This is a genomic window from Duganella sacchari (assembly GCF_900143065.1).
Classification (GTDB): domain Bacteria; phylum Pseudomonadota; class Gammaproteobacteria; order Burkholderiales; family Burkholderiaceae_D; genus Rugamonas; species Rugamonas sacchari.
In genome coordinates, this window is sequence record NZ_FRCX01000008.1 from 262,555 (window position 1) to 282,110 (window position 19,556).

Sequence of the window (19,556 nt, forward strand, 5' to 3'; positions counted from 1 at the left end):
AGCACCGAATGAGATTTCCACTGCTGCTGCTGGGCGCCGTCATGGCATCCAGCGCTGTGGCCGCGCCGCGCGGCTTCACTGTAGAAGACATGGTCAAGATGGAGCGCGTGGGCAGCCCCGTGCTGTCGCCGGACGCCACCCGCGTGGTGTACACCGTGCGTTCCACCGATCTGGACAAGAACCGTGGCAATACCCAGATCTGGCTGCTGGACCTGCGTAATCCCAAAGCCGCGCCGGTGCGCCTGACCCAGGCGGGCGCCAGCAGCATGGATCCGGAATGGTCGCCGAATGGCGATGCGATTTACTTCCTGTCGGGCCGCTCCGGTTCGTCGCAGGTCTGGCGTCTGCCGCTGAGCGGCGGCGAGGCCAGCAAGGTCACCGACCTGCCGCTGGACGTGGACAACTTCCGCCTGTCGCCGCAGGGCGACCGCCTGCTGTTCAGCATGGCCGTGTTCCGCGACTGCGCCGACCTGGCTTGCAGCAAGCAGCGCCTGGACGAGCAGGCCAAGGTCAAGGCCAGCGGCAAGGTCTACGACAAGCTGTTCGTGCGTCACTGGGACACCTGGGCCGATGGCCGCAACAATGTGCTGTACTCGGCGCCGATCGACGCCAGCGGCAAGGTCAGCGCGCAGCCGGTGAACCTGAGCGGCAAGCTCGATGGCGACGTGCCATCGAAGCCGTTTGGCGATCACGACGAATATCACTTCAGCCCGGACGGCAAGAGCGTGGCCTTCTCGGCCCGCATCGCCGGCAAGACCGAGGCGTGGTCGACCAACTTTGACGTCTACACGGTGCCCGCCACCGGCGGCGAGCCGAAGAATCTGACCGAAGAGAACAAGGCCTGGGACACCAAGGCCATCTATTCGCCGGACGGCAAGACGCTGGCCTACGTGGCCATGGACAAGCCGACCTTTGAAGCGGACCGCTTCCACCTGGTGCTGATCGATGTCGCCAGCGGCAAGAAGCGTACCGTGGCCGATAGCTGGGACCGGTCGATTGCGGACTTCCGCTGGACCCCGGACAGCAAGGCCATCCTGGCCACCGCCGATGATATCGGCCAGCACCGCCTGTTCTCCATCGACGCCGCCAGCGGCAAGGTGACGGCGCTGACCGGCAAGGGCTATGTCAGCGGCTTCGATGTCGCGCGTGACACGGTGGTGATCGCGCAAGCCAATCTGGCATCCGGCGCGCAGCTGTACAAATTCAAGCTGGGTACTTCGGCTGAAAAAGCCGAGCAGCTGACCCGGCTCAATGAAGCCGCGCTGGCCGACGTCAAGTTCGGCGAGTACGAACAGTTCTCCTTCACCGGCGCCAATGGCGACACCGTGTATGGCCACGTGATGAAGCCATGGAACGCGCAGCCGGGCCAGAAATATCCGGTGGCCTTCCTGGTGCACGGCGGTCCGCAGGGCAGCTTCGGCAACTCGTGGAGCTACCGCTGGAACCCGCAGGTGTACGCGGGCGCTGGCTATGCGACCGTGTTCATCGACTTCCACGGCTCGACAGGCTACGGCCAGAAGTTCACCGATGCGATCAGCGGTGACTGGGGCGGCAAGCCGCTGGAAGACCTGCAAAAAGGCCTGGCTGCCGCAGCGCAGAAGTTCCCATGGCTGGACCGCGAGAACAGCTGCGCATTGGGCGCTTCGTACGGCGGCTTCATGATGAACTGGATCCAGGGTAACTGGTCCGATGGCTTCAAGTGCATCGTCAACCACGACGGCGTATTCGATACGCGCGGCATGGCTTATGCGACCGAAGAGATCTGGTTCACCGAGTGGGAAAATGGCGGTCCGTATTACGAAGTGCCTGAACTGCACGAGAAATTCAATCCGGCGCTGAAAGTGAAGAACTGGAAGACGCCGATGCTGGTGGTGCAGGGCGACCTGGACTTCCGCATCCCGACCGCACAGGGCCTGGGCACCTTCACGGCGCTGCAGCGCCGCGGCATCCCGAGCAAATTCCTGTTCTTCCCGGACGAGAACCACTGGGTGCTGAAGCCGGCCAACTCGGTACTGTGGCACCACACGGTGATCGACTGGCTCGATACCTACATCAAGAAGCAGTAAGCATTCCGCATAACGCCCGCAGTTGCGGGCGTTTTTACTTTCAGGGACACCTTCATGAAAAAATATCTGATCGCTGCGGCGGTGACGCTGGCGTGCGCCGGCGTGCATGCCGCCGCCGAGGCGCCGCGCGCCGAAAACGCTTATCTGTCGCAGCAGGACGCCGCCGCCCGCGCCGCGCGCGTGAGCAATGTCGATTACACGCTGGCGTTCGCGCTGACCGGCAAGGAAAGCTTCAGCGGCACCACCACGCTGAACTTTGATCTCAGCGACGCGTCGCAGCCGCTGACCATCGATCTGGACAAGGCCAGCATCAGCAGCATCACCGTCAACGGCAAGGCCGTCACGCCGCACTACAACCAGTGGTTCATCACGCTGGCGGCGCAGGACCTGGTGGCCGGCCGCAACACCGTCACCATCGCCTACACGCGCCTGCACAGCACCAACGGCGAAGGGCTGCACCGCATGGTCGATCCGGTTGATGGCCGGGTCTACACCTACTCGCATTTTGAACCGGCGGCCGCGCACCAGATGTTCCCGGTATTCGACCAGCCGGATCTGAAAGGCACGTATCAGGTGACCGTCACCACGCCGGTCGACTGGATCGTCTCGTCCACCACGCGCGAGACCGGCGTGCAGGACATCGAGGGCGGCAAGCGCTGGACCTTCCCGCGTTCGAAAAAACTGAGCCCGTATAACTTCTCGATGCACGCCGGCCCGTACAAGGTATGGGAAGACAATAGCGGCAAATATCCGATGCGTTTGTTTGCGCGCCAGTCGGTGGCAGCGCAGGTATCGCCGCAGGACTGGTTCAAGTACACCAGGCAGGGCCTGGCTTTCTTTGATGAGTACTTCGGCATTCCTTACCAGTTCGAGAAGTACGACCAGCTGCTGGTGCCGGACTTCCTGTACGGCGCGATGGAAAACGCCGGCGCCATCACTTTTGCGGAAGGCCGCTTCCTGCACAAGGAAGAAATGACGGCAGCGCAGAAGCAGTCGCTGGCCGGCGTCATCATGCACGAGATGGCGCACCAGTGGTTTGGCGACCTGGTGACCATGAAGTGGTGGAACGGCTTGTGGCTCAACGAGAGCTTCGCCTCCTTCATGGGCACGCTGGCGACGGCGGAAGCGACTGAATTTACCAATGCCTGGCAGGGCTTCTACTCGGGCGGCAAGCAGTCGGCCTATGTGCAGGACCAGCGCGTGACCACGCACGCGATTGAAACGCCGGTACCGTCGACCGCCAATGCCTTCGACAATATCGACGCCATCACGTATTCGAAAGGCGCCTCGACGCTCAAGCAGCTGCGCCATTTGCTGGGCGAGGAAGTGTTCCGCCAGGGCGTGCACAACTATCTGGTCAAGTACCAGTACCGCAATGCGACGCTGGATGATTTTATTGGCAGCCTGGGCCAGGCTGCCCAGCGCGATCTGAGCGGCTGGACCAGGGAATGGCTGTACCAGGCCGGCGTGAACACCATCGCGGCCGACTTCAGCTGCGCGGGCGGCAAGATCAGTGCTTTCACGCTGCGCCAGAGTGCAGCCAGCAAGGCGCTGCCGGCCCTGCGCGAGCAGCGTGTGCAGATCGGCCTGTTCCAGCTGGGGGCACAGGGCCTCGCGCTGAGCAAGAACGTGGCGGTGACCTACCAAGGCGCGGCAACTGCGGTGCCTGAGCTGAAAGGCGCGGTGTGCCCGGACCTGGTGTATCCGAATTATCAGGACTGGGGCTTTGCGCAAGTGCAGCTGGATAAGAAGTCGTTTACCACCGCACAGGCCAGCCTGAGCAAGGTGGACGATCCGCTGCTGCGTTCCATGCTGTGGCAAAGTCTGTGGGATGGCGTGCGCGCAGCCAAGCTGCCGCTCAACGAATTCCTGCAGACGGTACTGGTCAACGCGCCGACGGAACAGGACTACACGCTGCTCGGTGACGTGGTCGGCAAGCTGCACCTGTCGATGGACTATCTGAACGCGATGGGACCATCGGTCGCCGCCTACAAAGCCAAGGTCGGCGTGCAACTGGAGCGGATGGCGTTTGCCGCCACGCAGGCGGCCAGCGCGGACAAGAACTTCCAGCGCCGCTGGTTCGGCACCTATCTCGATGTGGCCAGCAGCCCGGCAGCGCTCAAGCAACTGGCTGACATCCTGGCGGGCAAGCTGGTGGTGCCCGGGTTGAACGTCAGCCAGGACGTGCGCTGGGACATCATCAATCGCCTGAACCGCTATGCCTATGCCGGCAGTGCGGAGCTGCTGGCGGCTGAACAGGACCGCGACAAAACCGACAGTGGCCAGCAGGCGGCGATTGCTGCCACCGTGGTGCGTCCGGACGCCAAGGTGAAAACCGAATGGCTGGCGGCGATTGCCGACCTGCAGACCAAGCTGCCGTTCTCCAAGGTACGCACGGCGATGAACAACCTCTATCCATCCGAGCAGGGCGCACTGAGCGAGCAAACCGCAGCGCAGCGTCTGGCCGGTCTGGCAGCGGTCGACAAGGCCGCCGGCCCGGTCTACATGCGGGCCTACGGTGCGGCCATGATACCGGCTACCTGTACGCCGGCCAGCGTCCAGCGCCTGGAAAGCGCGATTGTTAAATCCAAAGAATTGTCTACCGGCACTTCACGTTCTCTTCAGGTAATAAAACAGGAAGATGCACGTTGTATTGCCATAAAGAAAGCAATGACGATACATTAATTGGGAGGCATTTTTGCAACAACAGCCAGCCGGTCACGGCTGGCTTTTTTTATGCGCGCCATTCCTTGCATGTTATGCGAAAAAGACGCCAAATTGGCAGAAATTGCTTCTTTATAAGTAATATTTAATTCGATACATTAATTTTGAATATAGATGGCTTTTTGCACAATTACAACGGAAATACAATTATTTGAGCATGATTTTATGACAGCGTCATGACGTCACTTTCATAGTGGAGGCCGGATTAAATTTGGTTCCTAGGCAAGATAATTAAACAATAAACGTTAATGTTTCATTACTTGAACCTGGTGGTTTTGGCTATATTGATTGTTACTTTCTAAAAAAAGTAGACAAGGGCATTAGCCTGGCAATCGACTGGGCGGGCCATGGCTCCACACTCAACCAACAAGGCAAGAGAATGAACCACACCACAAAATTCCAGGCAGTCCCGTCTACGTCCGGGCTGAAAAAATTGGCTGCCGCCGCGATCGGCGCGATTGCGCTGATGGGTGCTGCCCCAGCCATGGCCGATACCATCAATTTCGAGTCTCTCGCGCCGAATGTTTTCGGTGGCACCGAGGTGTTTAGCGAAGCGGGCTACAACCTGACGGTGATCGATACCCCGGTGGCCGGTCCTGGCGGCACGGGCTTTGCCGGCGCCATCATCAACGGCCTGGATCCCAACTCGTGCGACATCGCTGCCTGCCCGGTGGGTAACTCCAGCCATTTCTACGTGGGCGTCAATGACGGCAGCCTGAATCTGGCGCGCGGCGACAACAAGGCGTTCACGCTGCAAAGCCTGGACTACGGTTTCGTGGCGCCGGTCGGCGGCCTGGCGAGCTACTCCTACGGCCAGGTGACGGTGGTTGGTCAAAAAGCCGGTGGCGGCACGGTGTCGGCCTCGTTTGATTTCCCGGCCCTGGTGGGCGGCAATTCGCCGTTCGCAACGGCCAGCCTGGCGTCGAAATTTGGCAATACCCTGTTCAGCAACGTCACCATCAGCTCCTGCATGTTCAGCGGCAACGACTGCGTGAATCCGGCCGGTAACCAGGCCCAGTTCGCACTGGACAACGTGGTCCTGGCCGCCGTGCCTGAGCCGGAAACCTACGCCATGATGGGCCTGGGTCTGGCCGCGATCGGCCTGGTGGCGCGCCGTCGCGCTCAAAAGCAAAACAACGTTTAAGCAAGGGTAGCTCTCCATGAAACTGAAACTTCGTCCCGTCTCCACCGCCGTCCTGCTGATGCTGTCGGCGCTGGCCACCACCGCGCACGCTGAAGAAGAGCGCCGTTCCTACATCGTGCAACTGGCCGACAAGCCGGTTGCCACCTATACCGGCCAGGTCGCCGGCCTGGCCGCGACCATGCCGGCCCAGGGCCAACGCCTGGATGTGAGCGCCTCCGATGTGCAGGCTTACATCAGCTACCTGGAAACCAAACAGAATGACGTCATCAGCACCATCGGCAACGCCGAAGTGACCCACAAGTACGACGTCGTGTTCAACGGCTTTGCAGCCCTGCTGACCGACGCCGAAGTGCGCGCGCTGAAGAAAAATGCCGGCGTGGCCGCCATTACCGCCGACTCCATCATGCAGCTGGACGACAGCTACGTGAACACCTTCATCGGCCTGGACAAGGCCGGCGGCCTGTGGGAACAGCTGGGCGGCAAGGGCGCGTCCGGTGAAGACATCATCATCGGTATCGTTGACGGTGGTATCTGGCCAGAGAACAACAGCTACGCCGACCGCGTCGACAGCGACGGCTATCCTAGCCATTCCGGCTCGACCCTGGCCTACGGTCCGCCGCCAGCCAGCTGGAAAGGCAGCTGCGACACCGGCGAAGGCTTTGGCCTCAACAATTGCAACAACAAGCTGATCGGCGCGCGCTACTACAAGCAACCATCGCAAGCGCTGCACTGGACCGAGTTCAACTCGGCCCGTGACTCGGTGGCAGGCGCAGAAGGTTCGGGCGGCCACGGCAGCCATACCTCCAGCACCGCCGGCGGCAATGACAAGGTGGCCACCGTCAGCGGCGGCGTCAGCCTGGGCCGCACCTCCGGCGTGGCGCCACGCGCCCGTATCGCTGCCTACAAGGTTTGCTGGACCGACGCCGCCACTGCCAAGAACGGTTGCGCGACGTCCAACAGCGTCTCGGCGATCAACCAGGCGGTCAAAGACGGCGTCAACGTCATCAACTTCTCGATCGGCCCAAGCTCGGGCGGTGGCGCGTTCAACGAAGCGACCGAACAAGCGTTCTACGGCGCCGCTGCAGCGGGCGTGTTCGTGGCAGCGTCGGCCGGTAACTCCGGCCCGACCTCGACCGCGCCTGCGCCAGTGGCCCACATCAGCCCATGGCTGACCACGGTCGGCAACTCGACCCACGACCGTATCTACGTGGGCGATGCCATCCTGGGCAACGGTGTCAGCGTGACCGGTGCATCGAGCAACGCCAACACCCCGTCGGCACCGCTGATCCTGTCCAAGGATGCCGGCCTGCCAGGCGCCAACCCAGCGCAGCTGGCCCAGTGCTTCGGCGGCGCGGATGGCCAGGCGGCCCTGCTGGACCCAAGCAAAGTCAGCGGTAAAGTGCTGGTCTGCGACCGCGGCAACAACGTGCTGGTCAACAAGAGCGCCAACGCCAAGACGGCCGGTGCGGTGGGTGTCATCATCGCCAACGTCGAAGGCGGCAACACCACCATCATCAACCAGGCGCACAGCGTTTCGACGGTGCACATCACCAAGGAAAACGGCAAGATCGTCAAGGACTACGTCGCCGCCAACCCATCGGCCAACAGCGCCCTGGGCAACCTGCGCGCCACCTTCGACCCGACCGTCAAGGCGCCGATCATGAACGGTTCGTCGTCGCGCGGTCCTAACGTCGCCAGCGCCAACATCCTGAAACCGGACGTGACCGCACCTGGCACCGACATCCTGGCTGCCGTGACGGCCGACCTGACCCGGGCGCAGCACGATGCCGTGGCGGCCGGCGGCGTGGCGCCAAGCGCGGACTGGGCGTTCTACACCGGTACCTCGATGGCGTCGCCACACGTGGCTGGCGTGGCTGCGCTGCTGAAACAGCGTCACCCTGACTGGACCCCGGCTGCCATCAAATCGGCGCTGATGACCACCGCCTACGACACCTACACCGACGGCCTGAACACCGGCGTGGCCTGGGACAGCACCGCCAAAAACACCGGCACGCTGCCATGGGCACAAGGCGCCGGCCACATCGCGCCAACCTCGGCGGCCGATCCTGGCCTGGTGTACGACATCGACCCCGTGGAATACGCACGCTTCCTGTGCGGCCAGGGCATGATCTACTCGCCGGCACAGTGCACCTCGTTCGGCGGCCCGATCACGGCACAGAACCTGAACCTGGCATCGCTGACCGTCGGTAACGTCCTGGGCGCCACCACGCTGACCCGTACCGTCACCAACGTCGGCACCACCACCGCTACCTATAACGCCACGGCGGCTGTGCCTGGCTACACGGTCGTGGTGTCGCCATCGCAGCTGGTACTGGCGCCAGGCGCCAAAGGCACCTTCACGGTCAAAGCGACCCGTACCGATGCGCCTATCGATACCTGGGTCTACGGCAAGCTGACCTGGAACGATGGTTCGCACACCGTACGTAGCCCGCTGACCCTGCGTGGCAGCGCACTGGCGGCGCCAGCCTCGGTGTCCAGCGAAGCGACCTCGGGCAGCAAAACCCTCACCGTGGGTACCGGTTTCGCCGGCGCCATGAGCGTGGCGAAAGGCGGCCTGATTGCACCGTCGCAGGAAACCCGCACCATTGTGCAGGCCTCCAGCCCATCGACCGCCAACGCGCAGTGCACCGGCACCGCCGGCACCGGCATCAACGTGCACACGGTCACCATCCCGGCCGGCACCATTGCCGCACGCTTCTCGCTGTTTGATGCGGATACCCAGGGCGCAACCCCTGGCCTGAGCGACCTCGACCTGGTTGTCGCCAAAGGTGCGACCGTCGTCGGCACCAGCGGCGGCGACAGCGCCAACGAGTCGGTACAACTGCTGAACCCAGCAGCTGGCGACTACAAGGTGTGCGTGGTGGGTTATGCACCAAAAGGCGGCTCGGCAACCTACGCGCTGTCGACCTGGCTGGTACAACCAAGCTCGACCGGTGGCAACTTCAAGGTCATCGCACCGAGCTCGGCCACCATCGGCGGCACTGCCAGCGTCGGTCTGAGCTGGTCTGGCCTGCCAACCGGCAAACGCTATGTGGGCGCGCTCAACTTCCTGCTGGGCGGCGTCAAGCAAGGCACCACGGTGATCGATGTGGACACCACCGATCCGCTGCCACTGTTCCAGAACTCCCGCGCGAAAGACCAGCTGGCGTTCTGATCAGAGTAACGTGATCCGATCAACCCCGCGGGCAGTACGCCGCGGGGTTTTTTTATTGGCTGTTGGGTGGATTGAGCAGGGGACGGGAATTGAGTACGCACTGGCCGGCGTTGCAGCTGGCGCCTGGATCGCTGATGACGGAGCAGGTCGACATCATGTGTTCGCGCGCATCATCGGCGCGGCGCGCGGCCGCATGCTGTTCGACCAGCGCCTTGAGCTGGCTGCCGTCGCTGTTTTTGCTGGACCAGGCGATATAGTTTTCCGGTCCGCCGCAGGCCTTGGCGCCCACGCCCAGCGTATGGCACTGGCTGCTGTTATCGCAACTCAGATTGGTATTGGCGGACTGGATTTTTTGCCACAGCGAGACGGTGGTGTCCGGCGCGGGCGGCTGGGCTACGGCGCACGCGGTGAGGACGAACAGGCTGGCTGTGGCCAGGCGCAGGGAGCGGAGGCGGAATAGGGTTTTCATGGTTGCATCATGGTCCAAGGGCAGGTGGATTACAAGGGTTCGCGCAGCCGCGCTTTGCGGGCCACGCCGTCCGGGCCGAACAGGATGGTGAATTCTGCCGGCGCCTGTTCGGGCCGCGCTGCAGGATAAGTGTAACGCCACATTTCATAACCGCTGTCGAACCTCACCGTGTGGGCCGGACCGAGCCGGGCGCGCATCTGCGCCGCGCTGGCATGGTCGGCGGCGATGGCGGTGTCGTCGGGCGATGGCGGGCCGTCCATGTCTTCAAAGCTGAGCAGGGTGTCATCGGACCAGTTGCGGTCCCACAGCGGCGCGTAATAGCTGCGGTCCAGCAGCACCTGGCAGTCGCAATAGGGCAGCGTGGCGGCGCTTTGCGTGCCGCCGGCGTACAGCGCCTGGAAAGGCAACGTGGCCTGACGTTCGCCGTCGCGCAGGGTGACGGCAAACACGGGGCGGTCCGAGAAGAACAGATAATTGCCATCGGCGGTGTTGCAGACGCGGCTGGCGTCGGTGAACAGCTCGCCCAGCCAGGCGAAGAGCTTCGCATGGTTCGACAGCAGGCCGGCCTCGACCCCGACCAGGCATTCCAGCCGCAGGTCGCCCAGGCGGCGCATACCTTCCGGCACGCCGGGACTGCGCACCTGCGCGCGCCAGGTCAGCGTGCTGGTTTTGCGGCTGGCGATCAGCGCCGCGTCTTCCTTGAGCGCCTGGGCGTTGCGCTCCAGCGTGAACGTGTGGTCGCCAGCAATGCTGACGGGAAGCGCGATAGTGTCGCCCACCACGCGCATGGTCAGTCCATCGAGCTGGGTGGTGGGCAGGCGGGGCAGCAACTGGAAGCGCAGGCTGGCCTGCGGCGCCAGCGCATGGTGGCGCTCAAAGCTATCCATGCCGGCGATCATCTTGCGGTAGGACTTGTCGACCGGATCACGCGTGGCGGACACGGTGACGCTGGGGGCGTTCTGCGCGACGGCGCCCCCGATTGCGGTCAGCAGTGAAATTGCCAGTGCCAGCTTCAAACGCGCCTCCTGCAAGCAGAGCCTCCATGGTAAAGCCTGCTGCCGGAGGGCGGCGCACCATTCAGGCGTCGCTGTGCTGCTCCAGCCAGCGGATCAGGCCGCGCCCAAACACGCGTGTGCGGGCGGTATCGACCTGGCGCTTTTTATAGGCTTCGTGGCTGGCCGGTCCGGTCAGGCTGCGTTCATAGCTGGCCTGGTCCATGAGCTGGATCTCGTACTCAAAAAAGAAGCCGACGTCGTAGTCCTGCTCGGGCGCGGCATCCAGCTGCTGCACGTGGATCATCTTGCGCGCCGTGACCTGCACGCTGTTGAAGCCGACGCCGCTGTGCGGATTGTCGCAGCGCGTCTGCGGCTGGGCGATGTCCTCCAGTTCCGCATCCATGGCGCGCAGCAGATCGATCGGGTACTCCTTGCTATGTTCGAGCTGCGCGCGGTATTTGCAGAACACCTGCTTGGCGGCGTCGATGTCGAGCAGGGTATTGCGCGTGCGTTCCGCGTCGACATTGGTCACCGACAGCAGATGGGCGCGCTGCAAGGTGCGCAAGGCCAGCAGGCATTCGCTGCGCGTGGCGAATACCAGCCGCACGCCCAGATAATCAAAGATGTCGGCGGCCAGGTAGGCGGCTTTCTGCAGCAGCTTGAGCAGGATGCTGTTGCGGCCCTTGTTGTCCTTGCGGTCGTAATGCAGCAGCGGCAGGCAGATGTCGCCGTCGGTCAGATAGTATTGCTCGCCATCGCGCTTGATGACTTCGTCGAGCGCGCCAAACACCTGCGCGCGGATGGCATGGAAGTGGCGCAGCTTGAGGTTGTTGTCGATGTAAAAAATGCCGTGCATGACCTTGAGTACGGCGCAGGCCCACATGCGGCGCGCGTCCACCTGCTGGCCGCGCAGCGAGGCATACACGAGCAATTGCAGCGGATCGTCGGGAGCGCTGACCTCGGGCGGGATCAGGTGTTGCTGCGACGGCGAAAGGAAGGTGCTGCTGATGAAGTCCACCGCCTCGCGGTGCGCGCGCCGTATCAGTTCCTGGGCGGCGGGCTGCTCGAGGTCAAAGCCGTATTCGCGCACGAACTGGCGCGCATCGTGCAGGTTGCGCAGGGCCAGTTCGCCGAGGTCGATGGCCGAAACGCCATTGGCGATGGCGTTCAGATAGCTCCAGTTGAGCGATAGCTTGTCACGGCTCCGGAGCGAGGCTCGGAGTTCAGTCATGTCGTCTCCCTACCGCATTGCTTTTATTTTAATATCGTTTCCGTCTGTAACCTCCAGCGTACCATGACTCATGGCGCACGATAGCGGCTGTCACGGAATGGTCACAATGGACGCGTATGCTGGTGCGCTTGCGCGCCCGGTGCGCGTCACCCTTGTTGCCTTCAGCACAGGAACCATAATGAGTATTGCGTACACCGACGTTAACGACACCCTGCGCCGCGTTTCCCTCTCGGGCCGCCTCGATATCGCCGGCACCGATGCCATCGCCCTGCAGTTTGCGGCGTTGACCGCGTCGGCCCGGCAGCGTGCCGTGGTCGACCTGAGCGCCGTGGACTTTCTGGCCTCGATCGGCATTCGCGCCATCGTCGCCAATGCCCGCGCCATGCAGCAGCGCGGTTCGCGCATGGTGTTGTTTGTTGGTGAAAATGGCCCGGTCGCCAAGACCCTGTCCACCACCGGCATCGATGTGGTGATCCCGATGTTCAACGACCTGGCGCAGGCGGAACAGGCAGCCCTGGCTTGAACGTCACGCTGAATCACGCCGTGCTGATGGTGGCGGCGCAAGCCGCGGAACTGCGCCGCGCGGCCGCCTGGCTGCACAGCGAGGCCGGCGCACGTGCGGTGCCGGAGGAGGATATCGCCCGCCTCGATATGTGTCTGCACGAGGCGATGGCAAATATCCTCGACCATAGCGGGCTGGCGGCGCCGGCGCAGATCGCACTGCGGCTGCAGGTGCAGGCGCAGGCGCGAAGTGCCGTGCTGACCATTGCCGACGGCGGCGCCCCTTACGATCCCACCCAGGCGGCGACGCCCGAGCGCCCGCGCACGCTGGAAGACACGCTGCCGGGCGGCCTGGGCGTGGTGATGCTGCGCGGTCATTCGGACCAGCTGGATTATGCTTACCGCGATGGCCAGAACTGCCTCAGTGTCACGGTGCGCTGGCGCGCGGCATGAGCACGTCCGGCATCACGCGGCGGCCGTTCCGCCGCAGTGGCGAACGGCGCCACGGACTGGATCATCTGCTTGGTCAGCACCGTCATGAAAACCGCCACGTCGAACGCCGGCGCGAGGGTATGGACTGGATCGGCCTGTTCCGCCAGGCCAGCGCGGATGCGGTGGAAGCGGCGCTGGCGGAAGCCGATGTGCTGGAGCTGGCGGCCGGTGCGCCGCTGCTCAGCTACGGCGAAACCAACCACAATGTGTACATCCTGCTGTCCGGACGGCTGGACGTGCATCTCGATGGCGACAGCGGTTCCGAGCGCGGGATCTCGGTGGCGCCGGGGGAGCTGATCGGCGAATTGTCCGCCATCGATGGCGAGCCCGTGTCGGCGCTGGTGATTGCGCACGCGCCGTCGCAGGTGCTGCAATTGTCGCGCGACCTGTTCTGGCAGAAGCTCATGACGCTGCCGGGCGTCGCCAGCAATCTGATGACCACGCTGACCGGCCGCATGCGCCGCTCCAACGAAGCCGCGCTCAAGGCGCAGCGCGCCGCGCTGGAGTTGCAGCACCTGCGTAAGGAGCTCGATATCGCGCGCCAGCTGCAACTGAGCATGCTGCCGCTGCAGCGGCCCCTGTTCCCGGAACGCAGCGACCTGCATGCCTGCGGTCTGATGGAACCGGCTTCGCACGTGGGCGGCGATTTGTTCGATGCCTTCTTCATCGACGATCACCTGCTGTTCATCTGTATCGGCGATGTCTCCGGCCACGGCGTGGCGGCGGCGCTGTTCATGGCGCGTACGATAGGCCTGCTGCGCGTGCTGGCCATGAGCATCACGGAACCGGAACAGCTGCTGGCCACGCTCAACGACCGCCTGTGCGCAGGCAATGACACCAATCTGTTCGTCACCATGTTCTGCGGCTTCCTCGACGTGAACACGGGTGTGCTGCGCTACTCGAACGGCGGCCATTGTCCGCCCATGGTGCTGGCGGGCGGTGTCGCCAGCCTGCTGCCGATACCGAAAGGGGTGCTGGTGGGCGCGTTTCCGGGCTTGGCGTTCAGCGGCATGGACACCGTGCTGGCGCCCGGCGATACGCTGCTGTGCTACACCGATGGCGTCACCGAAGCGGCCAATGAAGATGGCGTGGAATTTTCCGAACAGCGCTGCCTGGAGCTGCTGGCGCACTGGGAGGATGCGCCGCTGCCGGTGGCGCTGGACCTGCTGCGGCTGACCGTCAGCACCTTCACCGGCCAGCCGGTGCTGGATGACGACTGCACCCTGCTGGCCATCCGCCGCCCGGCGTGATCTGTGCCCTGTTGGCCTTAATTTTATTATAATGGCGGCTTTGTTGCTGATTTTCAACTTCCGCCATGATCCTCCCCAGCACCACACGCATTGCCATTCTGGTGCCTTGTTATAACGAGGCGGTGACGATTGCCGCCATCGTGCGCGACTTCCAGGCCTGCCTGCCGCAGGCGCAAGTCTACGTGTTCGACAATAACTCCAGCGACGACACGGCCCGTATCGCGCGCGAGGCCGGCGCCATCGTGCGCAACGTGCCGGAGCAGGGCAAAGGCAGCGTGGTGCGCCGCATGTTTGCCGATATCGAGGCGGATGCCTACATCATGGTGGACGGCGACGACACGTACGACGCCAGCGTGGCGCCGCAACTGGTGGCGCGCCTGCTGCAGGACGGGCTGGATATGGTGGTCGGCAACCGCGTCAGCACCGAGCAGGCAGCCTACCGTCCCGGCCACCGCTTCGGCAACGCCATGCTCACGGGGTGTGTCTCGTTCCTGTTTGGCCGTACCTTCACCGACATCCTGTCCGGCTACCGCGTGTTTTCGCGCCGCTACGTCAAATCGTTTGCGGCGCATTCGGCCGGTTTTGAAATCGAGACCGAGCTCACGGTGCATTCGCTGGAACTGCGCATGCCGGTGGCGGAAGTGGCCACGGTGTATAAATCGCGGCCGGAAGGCTCGGTCAGCAAGCTCAATACTTACCGTGACGGCGTGCGTATCCTCTCCACCATTTTGCGCCTGTTCAAGTCCGAGCGGCCGCTGGCGTTCTTCTCGCTGTTTGCCGTCGTCAGCATGCTGTTGTCGGTGATCCTGGCCGAACCCTTGGTGCAGACTTATCTGCACACCGGCCTGGTGCCGCGCCTGCCGACCGCCGTGCTGTGCGCCGCGCTGATGCTGTTTGGCGTAATCCTGCTGGTGTGCGGCATCATTCTGGATGCCGTGACCAAGGGCCGTATCGAGCAGAAGCGCTTTGCCTATCTGGCCCATCCGGCCCCGGCCTTGCCAGTGCATGAGTAAGCTTGCCGCCCAGTTGCTGCGCTTTGCCGTGACCGGCGTGATCGGCTTCGGCGCCGATGTGGCGGTGCTGTATTGCGCGCTGGCCCTGGGCAGCGGTCCCTATCTTGGCCGCCTGCTGTCCTTCCTGGCGGCGGTGTACGTCACCTGGCGCATCAACCGCCGCTACACCTTTACGTCGTCCGGCTCGCCGTGGCGCGAATGGTGGCGCTATCTGGGCGCCATGTCTGGCGGCGCGCTGCTGAACCTGGGCGCGTACACGCTGACCCTGTGGCTGCTGCCGCCGGCCGCATGGCTGCCTGCGCTGGGCGTGGCGGTCGGCTCGCTGGCTGGCATGGCGCTCAACTTCCTGAGCGCCAAATTCTTCGTTTTCAAATCCTGAGTCCTTCATGAAATTTCCCCGCTTTGCTTTTCTGGACCATCCGCGTGCCGGCCTGATTGCCGCCGTGCTGGTGCCGCTGCTGTTTGGTCTGCTGTCGATGGCATTTGGCCAGGACACCAACTGGGATTTGCGTAACTACCACCTGTACAACGGCTATGCGCTGATGCATGGCCGCATCGGCTTCGACATCGCGCCGGCGGCATTCCAGACCTACTTCATTCCGACGCTCGATGTGCTGTACTACGTGCTGAATCACGGCCTGTCGCCGCGCCTGGCCGGCTTTGTGCTGGGCTGGCTGCATGGCCTGAACTTCGTGCTGCTGGCCGCGATTGCGCGCCAGCTGCTGGGCAACCCGCGGCTGGCCTTGCTGCTGGCCGGGATGGGCATGCTGGGTGCGGGCTTCCTCAGCGAGTTGGGCAATACCATGGGCGACAATCTGTCGGCGCTGCCGTTGCTGGGCGCGCTGTACCTGATCCTGCGCCACTGGGATGGCTGGTCGCTGTGGCAGGCGCGCAGCGTGTGGATGCTGGCAGCGGCGGGCGCGCTGAGCGGCCTCAGCGCGGGGTTGAAACTGACCAATGCAACCTATGCGGTCGCGCTCTGTCTGGCCCTGCTGGGCGTGACGCTGCCGTGGTGGCAGCGCCTGCGCCTGTCGCTGGTGTTTGGCCTGGGCGTGCTGGCGGGACTCATGGCCAGCGCCGGCTGGTGGTTCCTCAAGATGTGGCAGACCTTCGGCAATCCGCTGTTCCCGCAATTTAACAGCATCTTCCGCAGCCCGCTGGCGCCATTGAATGGCGTGCTGGATACCCACTTCCGTCCGCTCAATATGACGGAAAACCTGCTGTGGCCGTTTATTTTTGCACGCGATGCACACCGCGTTTCGGAGCTGACGCTCAAGCTCATGATCTGGCCTGTGCTGTATGTCGTGGTCCTGGCGTTTACGGTGCATTGGCTGTGGCGCCGTGCGCGCGCAGGCGCCGCGGCGCCGGCCACGCCGCTGTTGTCTGCGCGGGCCGCGTTTGTGCTGCTGTTCTTTGCGATTGCCTACCTGGTCTGGATGCGGATGTTCAGCATCTACCGTTACCTGATCCCGCTGGAACTGCTGGCGCCATTGCTGCTGTGGCTGGTCTGGCAAGCGGTATGGCCCACGGCGCGGCGCCTGGCGGGTGCGGTGCTGGCAGTGCTGGCGCTGATGGTGTTGCAGGCGTCGACCTGGGGCCACGCGGGCTGGACGGAAAAGGGCTACAGCGCCGAGGTGCCGGCGTTTGCCACGCCCGCATCCAGCATCGTTTTCCTGGCGCACTGGGACCCGCCGACGGGCTGGATGTCCACCTTCTTCCCGCAGCCGGTGCAGGTGGTGTCGATCGGCACCGGTTTCCCGGAATCGCCGGCGTGGCGCGCGCGCATCGATGCCGCGATGGCGGCGCGTCCTGGCCCGCACTATGTGCTGCTGAACAGCGCCAAAAACGAAAAGGACAGCACGCGCCTGCACAAGCTAGCCGCCGTGCAATGGCTGGGCCTGACCGATGATGTGGCCGGCTGCAACCGTCTGGAACAGCTCATGCACCGCGTACGCTTCCAGGTCGAATTGCGCCGCTTGCCGAGCGGCGGCTGCACCTTTGACCTGCTGCCGCAGCACCGCATGGACCTGGCTGCTGTGAATCGCGATCTCGTGGCGGCCGCCAGCAACCATGTGCGGTCTTACGGCCTGGAACTGGATGCTGCCAGCTGCACAACTTATCCTGCGGCGATAGGTGATGAGCCTTACCCTTACCAGTTGTGCCGCGTGAAAATATTGCCCAAGCGAGCACGGTAAAGATAAAGTGGCTGCGCGCCACTTATCTTTACTACAATAGTGGCACTTTCACCCAGAACTGGAGCTGGCATGTCCTTCCTGATTGTTCTTGCTGCGTTAGTGTTCCTCATGCTGGCCGCCTACCGCGGCTATAGCGTCATCCTGTTTGCCCCGATTGCCGCGCTGGGCGCGGTGCTGCTGACCGATCCCGGCGCCGTGGCGCCGGTTTTCAGCGGCATTTTCATGGACAAGATGGTGGGCTTCGTCAAACTGTATTTCCCGGTGTTCCTGCTGGGCGCCGTGTTTGGCAAGCTGATCGAGCTGTCGGGTTTTTCCGAATCGATTGTGGTGGCGGCGATCAAATACATCGGCCGCTCGCGCGCCAACGCCGTCATTGTGCTGGTGTGCGCGCTGCTGACGTATGGCGGCGTGTCGCTGTTTGTGGTGGTGTTTGCCGTGTACCCGTTTGCGGCCGAGCTGTACCGGCAGAGCAATATCCCCAAGCGCCTGATGCCGGGCGCGATTGCGCTGGGCGCGTTCTCGTTCACCATGGATACCTTGCCGGGCACGCCGCAGATCCAGAACATCATTCCAACCACCTTCTTCAAGACCACTGGCTGGGCCGCGCCGTCGCTGGGCGTGATCGGCTCGATTGCGACGCTGATTGCCGGCCTGGCCTTCCTCGAATGGCGCCGCCGCAGCGCGATGGCGAAAGGCGAGGGCTATGAAGCTGCCGTGCAAGCGGCCGCCTCGGCGCCAGCCGCTGCCCCTGCCGCTACCGGCACAGCACCATCCGCCGCCACCCGCAGCGGCCTGCCGCATCCCCTGCTGTCACTGGCGCCGCTGGTGCTGGTGGGCGTTGCCAACTTCGCGCTGACCAAAATGATTCCCACCTGGTATGGCGACAACTATGCGCTGACCGCCGACGCCTTGCCTGGCCTGCACGCACCGGTCAGCCTGACCATCAAGTCGGTGGTCGGCATCTGGGCGGTGGAAGGTGCGCTGTTGCTGGGCATCCTGCTGACCATTGCCACCGCGTTCAAGCGCATCAACGTCAGCTTTGCCGAAGGCACCAAGGCTGCGGTGGGCGGCGCGCTGCTGGCGGCCATGAACACTGCGTCGGAATACGGCTTTGGCGGCGTGATCGCGGCGCTGCCGGGCTTTCTGTCGGTGAGCCAGGCGCTGCGCAGCGTGCCGGACCCGCTGGTGAATGCGGCAGTGTCCGTCACCTCGCTGGCCGGCATTACCGGTTCCGCGTCGGGCGGCATGAGCATCGCGCTGGCGGCCATGTCGGACCAGTTCATCAAGGCGGCTGACGCGGCGCACATTCCGCTTGAAGTGATGCACCGCGTGGTGGCCATGGCCAGCGGCGGCATGGACACCCTGCCGCATAACGGCGCCGTCATCACGCTGCTGGCGGTGACCGGACTGACGCACCGCCAGTCTTACCGCGACATCTTCGGCATCACCATCATCAAGACGCTGGCGGTGTTCTTTGTGATCGCTGTCTACTATCTGACCGGACTGGTGTAAGCAGCGCGGCGGGATACTGCTTCTGGCAGCGCGTACAGAAAAAACTGCGGCGATTGGTCTTGCCCAGGTGCGCCTTGTGGAACGGGATGTCGCAGCGCGGGCAGATGCGTTTGGTGTGCGCCAGCCAGTGCTGCTTGAGCACCAGGGCGCGCTTCCACTTGAGGAAGTCAAAACTGTATGCGCGTGCCTGGGCCACCAGCTCGCGCAGCTTGGCCGCCGGTAGCGCGCCCACCCTGGACAGCGGATGGACGCGGATGCGGAACAGCACTTCGTTCTTGATGATGTTGCCCACGCCGGAGAAAATCTCCTGGTCGAGCAGGGCGTCGCAGACCAGCATGTCCGGCGCGGCGCGCAGCTTTTTCAGTGCCTGCGCCGGATTCCATTGGTCGTTCATGACGTCCGCGCTCCAGTCGTACTGGGCGTCCAGGTCGGCGTCGATGGTCTTGACGGAGCAGGTGTAGAAATTGAATTCCTCGCCATCGTCAAAGCCGAGGCTCAGGCGCGGCTGCGCATCCTTGCGCTCATTGATGCGGTAGGTGCCGAACATCAGCAAATGGATGCGCAGCGCCAGGGGCGGCAGCTGTATCAGGAAATGCTTGCCCCAGCTGCGCAGCGCCACAATCGGCTGGCCAACAAGGGCGTCGAAATCGATACCCTTGCTGTTGCCGCTGGCGTGCGTGATGGTGCGGCCGGCAAAGCCTGCGGCCTGTTCACGCAAAATAACGATGGATGGTCCTTCCGGCATGGCCTGCCTCCCGAACTTGCAGGCCTCCAGTGTGGGCGCGCGGC

At 63.6% G+C, this 19,556-nt stretch carries 15 protein-coding genes; 11 read left to right on the top strand and 4 right to left on the bottom strand.

Annotation, left to right across the window (positions count from 1 at the left end):
• Nucleotides 1-8: 8 nt before the first annotated feature.
• The 4 genes from BUA36_RS19695 to BUA36_RS31550 all read left to right on the top strand — a co-directional run bounded on the left by BUA36_RS19695 (nt 9) and on the right by BUA36_RS31550 (nt 9,109).
• Nucleotides 9-2,066 (top strand): S9 family peptidase, encoded by a 2,058-nt coding sequence (locus tag BUA36_RS19695; RefSeq protein WP_072787020.1) that lies wholly within the window; start codon nt 9-11, stop codon nt 2,064-2,066.
• A 54-nt stretch (nt 2,067-2,120) separates the two neighbouring features.
• Entirely contained in the window at nt 2,121-4,751 is a 2,631-nt protein-coding gene (gene pepN, locus BUA36_RS19700) for an aminopeptidase N (RefSeq protein WP_072787021.1), read from the top strand.
• Between the two features lie 418 nt (nt 4,752-5,169).
• Nucleotides 5,170-5,934: an NF038120 family PEP-CTERM protein gene (locus tag BUA36_RS31035; RefSeq protein WP_229255761.1), complete on the top strand. Its 765-nt coding sequence runs from the start codon at nt 5,170-5,172 to the stop codon at nt 5,932-5,934.
• Between the two features lie 16 nt (nt 5,935-5,950).
• Nucleotides 5,951-9,109 carry a S8 family serine peptidase gene (locus BUA36_RS31550; protein WP_072787022.1) on the top strand — a complete coding sequence of 1,053 codons (3,159 nt, stop codon included), beginning with the start codon at nt 5,951-5,953 and terminating at the stop codon, nt 9,107-9,109.
• A gap of 52 nt (nt 9,110-9,161) precedes the next feature.
• Here BUA36_RS31550 and BUA36_RS19715 read toward each other — a convergent pair whose 3' ends face one another.
• From BUA36_RS19715 to BUA36_RS19725, 3 genes are all read right to left on the bottom strand, one after another.
• Nucleotides 9,162-9,578 carry a hypothetical protein gene (locus tag BUA36_RS19715; protein WP_072787023.1) on the bottom strand — a complete coding sequence of 139 codons (417 nt, stop codon included), beginning with the start codon at nt 9,576-9,578 and terminating at the stop codon, nt 9,162-9,164.
• A 29-nt stretch (nt 9,579-9,607) separates the two neighbouring features.
• Entirely contained in the window at nt 9,608-10,594 is a 987-nt protein-coding gene (locus BUA36_RS19720; protein ID WP_229255762.1) for a hypothetical protein, read from the bottom strand.
• A 61-nt stretch (nt 10,595-10,655) separates the two neighbouring features.
• Entirely contained in the window at nt 10,656-11,804 is a 1,149-nt protein-coding gene (locus BUA36_RS19725) for a TIGR04552 family protein (RefSeq protein ID WP_072787024.1), read from the bottom strand.
• A gap of 178 nt (nt 11,805-11,982) precedes the next feature.
• Here BUA36_RS19725 and BUA36_RS19730 point away from each other — a divergent pair, with 178 nt between their 5' ends.
• The 7 genes from BUA36_RS19730 (at nt 11,983) to BUA36_RS19760 (ending at nt 18,767) form a co-directional block, all read left to right on the top strand.
• Nucleotides 11,983-12,327 carry an STAS domain-containing protein gene (locus BUA36_RS19730; protein WP_072787025.1) on the top strand — a complete coding sequence of 115 codons (345 nt, stop codon included), beginning with the start codon at nt 11,983-11,985 and terminating at the stop codon, nt 12,325-12,327.
• The gene (locus BUA36_RS19735) at nt 12,324-12,758 is read left to right on the top strand and encodes an ATP-binding protein (protein WP_084560246.1); all 435 of its coding nucleotides are present in this window, start codon (nt 12,324-12,326) and stop codon (nt 12,756-12,758) included. The genes BUA36_RS19730 and BUA36_RS19735 overlap by 4 nt, the downstream gene beginning before the upstream one ends.
• Complete coding sequence (locus tag BUA36_RS19740) at nt 12,755-14,047, top strand: PP2C family protein-serine/threonine phosphatase (RefSeq protein ID WP_072787026.1); 1,293 nt, start codon at nt 12,755-12,757, stop codon at nt 14,045-14,047. The genes BUA36_RS19735 and BUA36_RS19740 overlap by 4 nt, the downstream gene beginning before the upstream one ends.
• A gap of 65 nt (nt 14,048-14,112) precedes the next feature.
• Nucleotides 14,113-15,060 carry a glycosyltransferase gene (locus BUA36_RS19745; protein ID WP_072787027.1) on the top strand — a complete coding sequence of 316 codons (948 nt, stop codon included), beginning with the start codon at nt 14,113-14,115 and terminating at the stop codon, nt 15,058-15,060.
• Entirely contained in the window at nt 15,053-15,439 is a 387-nt protein-coding gene (locus BUA36_RS19750; protein WP_072787028.1) for a GtrA family protein, read from the top strand. The genes BUA36_RS19745 and BUA36_RS19750 overlap by 8 nt, the downstream gene beginning before the upstream one ends.
• Nucleotides 15,440-15,446: 7 nt before the next feature.
• Nucleotides 15,447-17,255: a hypothetical protein gene (locus BUA36_RS19755; RefSeq protein ID WP_072787029.1), complete on the top strand. Its 1,809-nt coding sequence runs from the start codon at nt 15,447-15,449 to the stop codon at nt 17,253-17,255.
• A 69-nt stretch (nt 17,256-17,324) separates the two neighbouring features.
• Entirely contained in the window at nt 17,325-18,767 is a 1,443-nt protein-coding gene (locus BUA36_RS19760; protein ID WP_072787030.1) for a GntP family permease, read from the top strand.
• Here the strand turns inward: BUA36_RS19760 and BUA36_RS19765 are convergent.
• Nucleotides 18,709-19,512, bottom strand: a complete 804-nt coding sequence (locus tag BUA36_RS19765; protein WP_072787031.1) for a DNA-formamidopyrimidine glycosylase family protein — start codon at nt 19,510-19,512, stop codon at nt 18,709-18,711. The genes BUA36_RS19760 and BUA36_RS19765 overlap by 59 nt on opposite strands.
• Nucleotides 19,513-19,556: the final 44 nt, after the last annotated feature.

Excerpts from the sequence above, each read along its gene's own strand:
- BUA36_RS31035 (WP_229255761.1), top strand. The coding sequence starts at position 5,170 with ATGAACCACACCACAAAATTCCAGGCAGTCCCGTCTACGTCCGGGCTG.
- BUA36_RS19740 (WP_072787026.1), top strand. The coding sequence starts at position 12,755 with ATGAGCACGTCCGGCATCACGCGGCGGCCGTTCCGCCGCAGTGGCGAA.
- BUA36_RS31550 (WP_072787022.1), top strand. The coding sequence starts at position 5,951 with ATGAAACTGAAACTTCGTCCCGTCTCCACCGCCGTCCTGCTGATGCTG.
- BUA36_RS19695 (WP_072787020.1), top strand. The coding sequence starts at position 9 with ATGAGATTTCCACTGCTGCTGCTGGGCGCCGTCATGGCATCCAGCGCT.
- BUA36_RS19745 (WP_072787027.1), top strand. The coding sequence starts at position 14,113 with ATGATCCTCCCCAGCACCACACGCATTGCCATTCTGGTGCCTTGTTAT.
- BUA36_RS19765 (WP_072787031.1), bottom strand. The coding sequence starts at position 19,512 with ATGCCGGAAGGACCATCCATCGTTATTTTGCGTGAACAGGCCGCAGGC.
- BUA36_RS19730 (WP_072787025.1), top strand. The coding sequence starts at position 11,983 with ATGAGTATTGCGTACACCGACGTTAACGACACCCTGCGCCGCGTTTCC.
- BUA36_RS19750 (WP_072787028.1), top strand. The coding sequence starts at position 15,053 with ATGAGTAAGCTTGCCGCCCAGTTGCTGCGCTTTGCCGTGACCGGCGTG.
- BUA36_RS19755 (WP_072787029.1), top strand. The coding sequence starts at position 15,447 with ATGAAATTTCCCCGCTTTGCTTTTCTGGACCATCCGCGTGCCGGCCTG.
- BUA36_RS19715 (WP_072787023.1), bottom strand. The coding sequence starts at position 9,578 with ATGAAAACCCTATTCCGCCTCCGCTCCCTGCGCCTGGCCACAGCCAGC.
- BUA36_RS19760 (WP_072787030.1), top strand. The coding sequence starts at position 17,325 with ATGTCCTTCCTGATTGTTCTTGCTGCGTTAGTGTTCCTCATGCTGGCC.
- BUA36_RS19725 (WP_072787024.1), bottom strand. The coding sequence starts at position 11,804 with ATGACTGAACTCCGAGCCTCGCTCCGGAGCCGTGACAAGCTATCGCTC.
- pepN (WP_072787021.1), top strand. The coding sequence starts at position 2,121 with ATGAAAAAATATCTGATCGCTGCGGCGGTGACGCTGGCGTGCGCCGGC.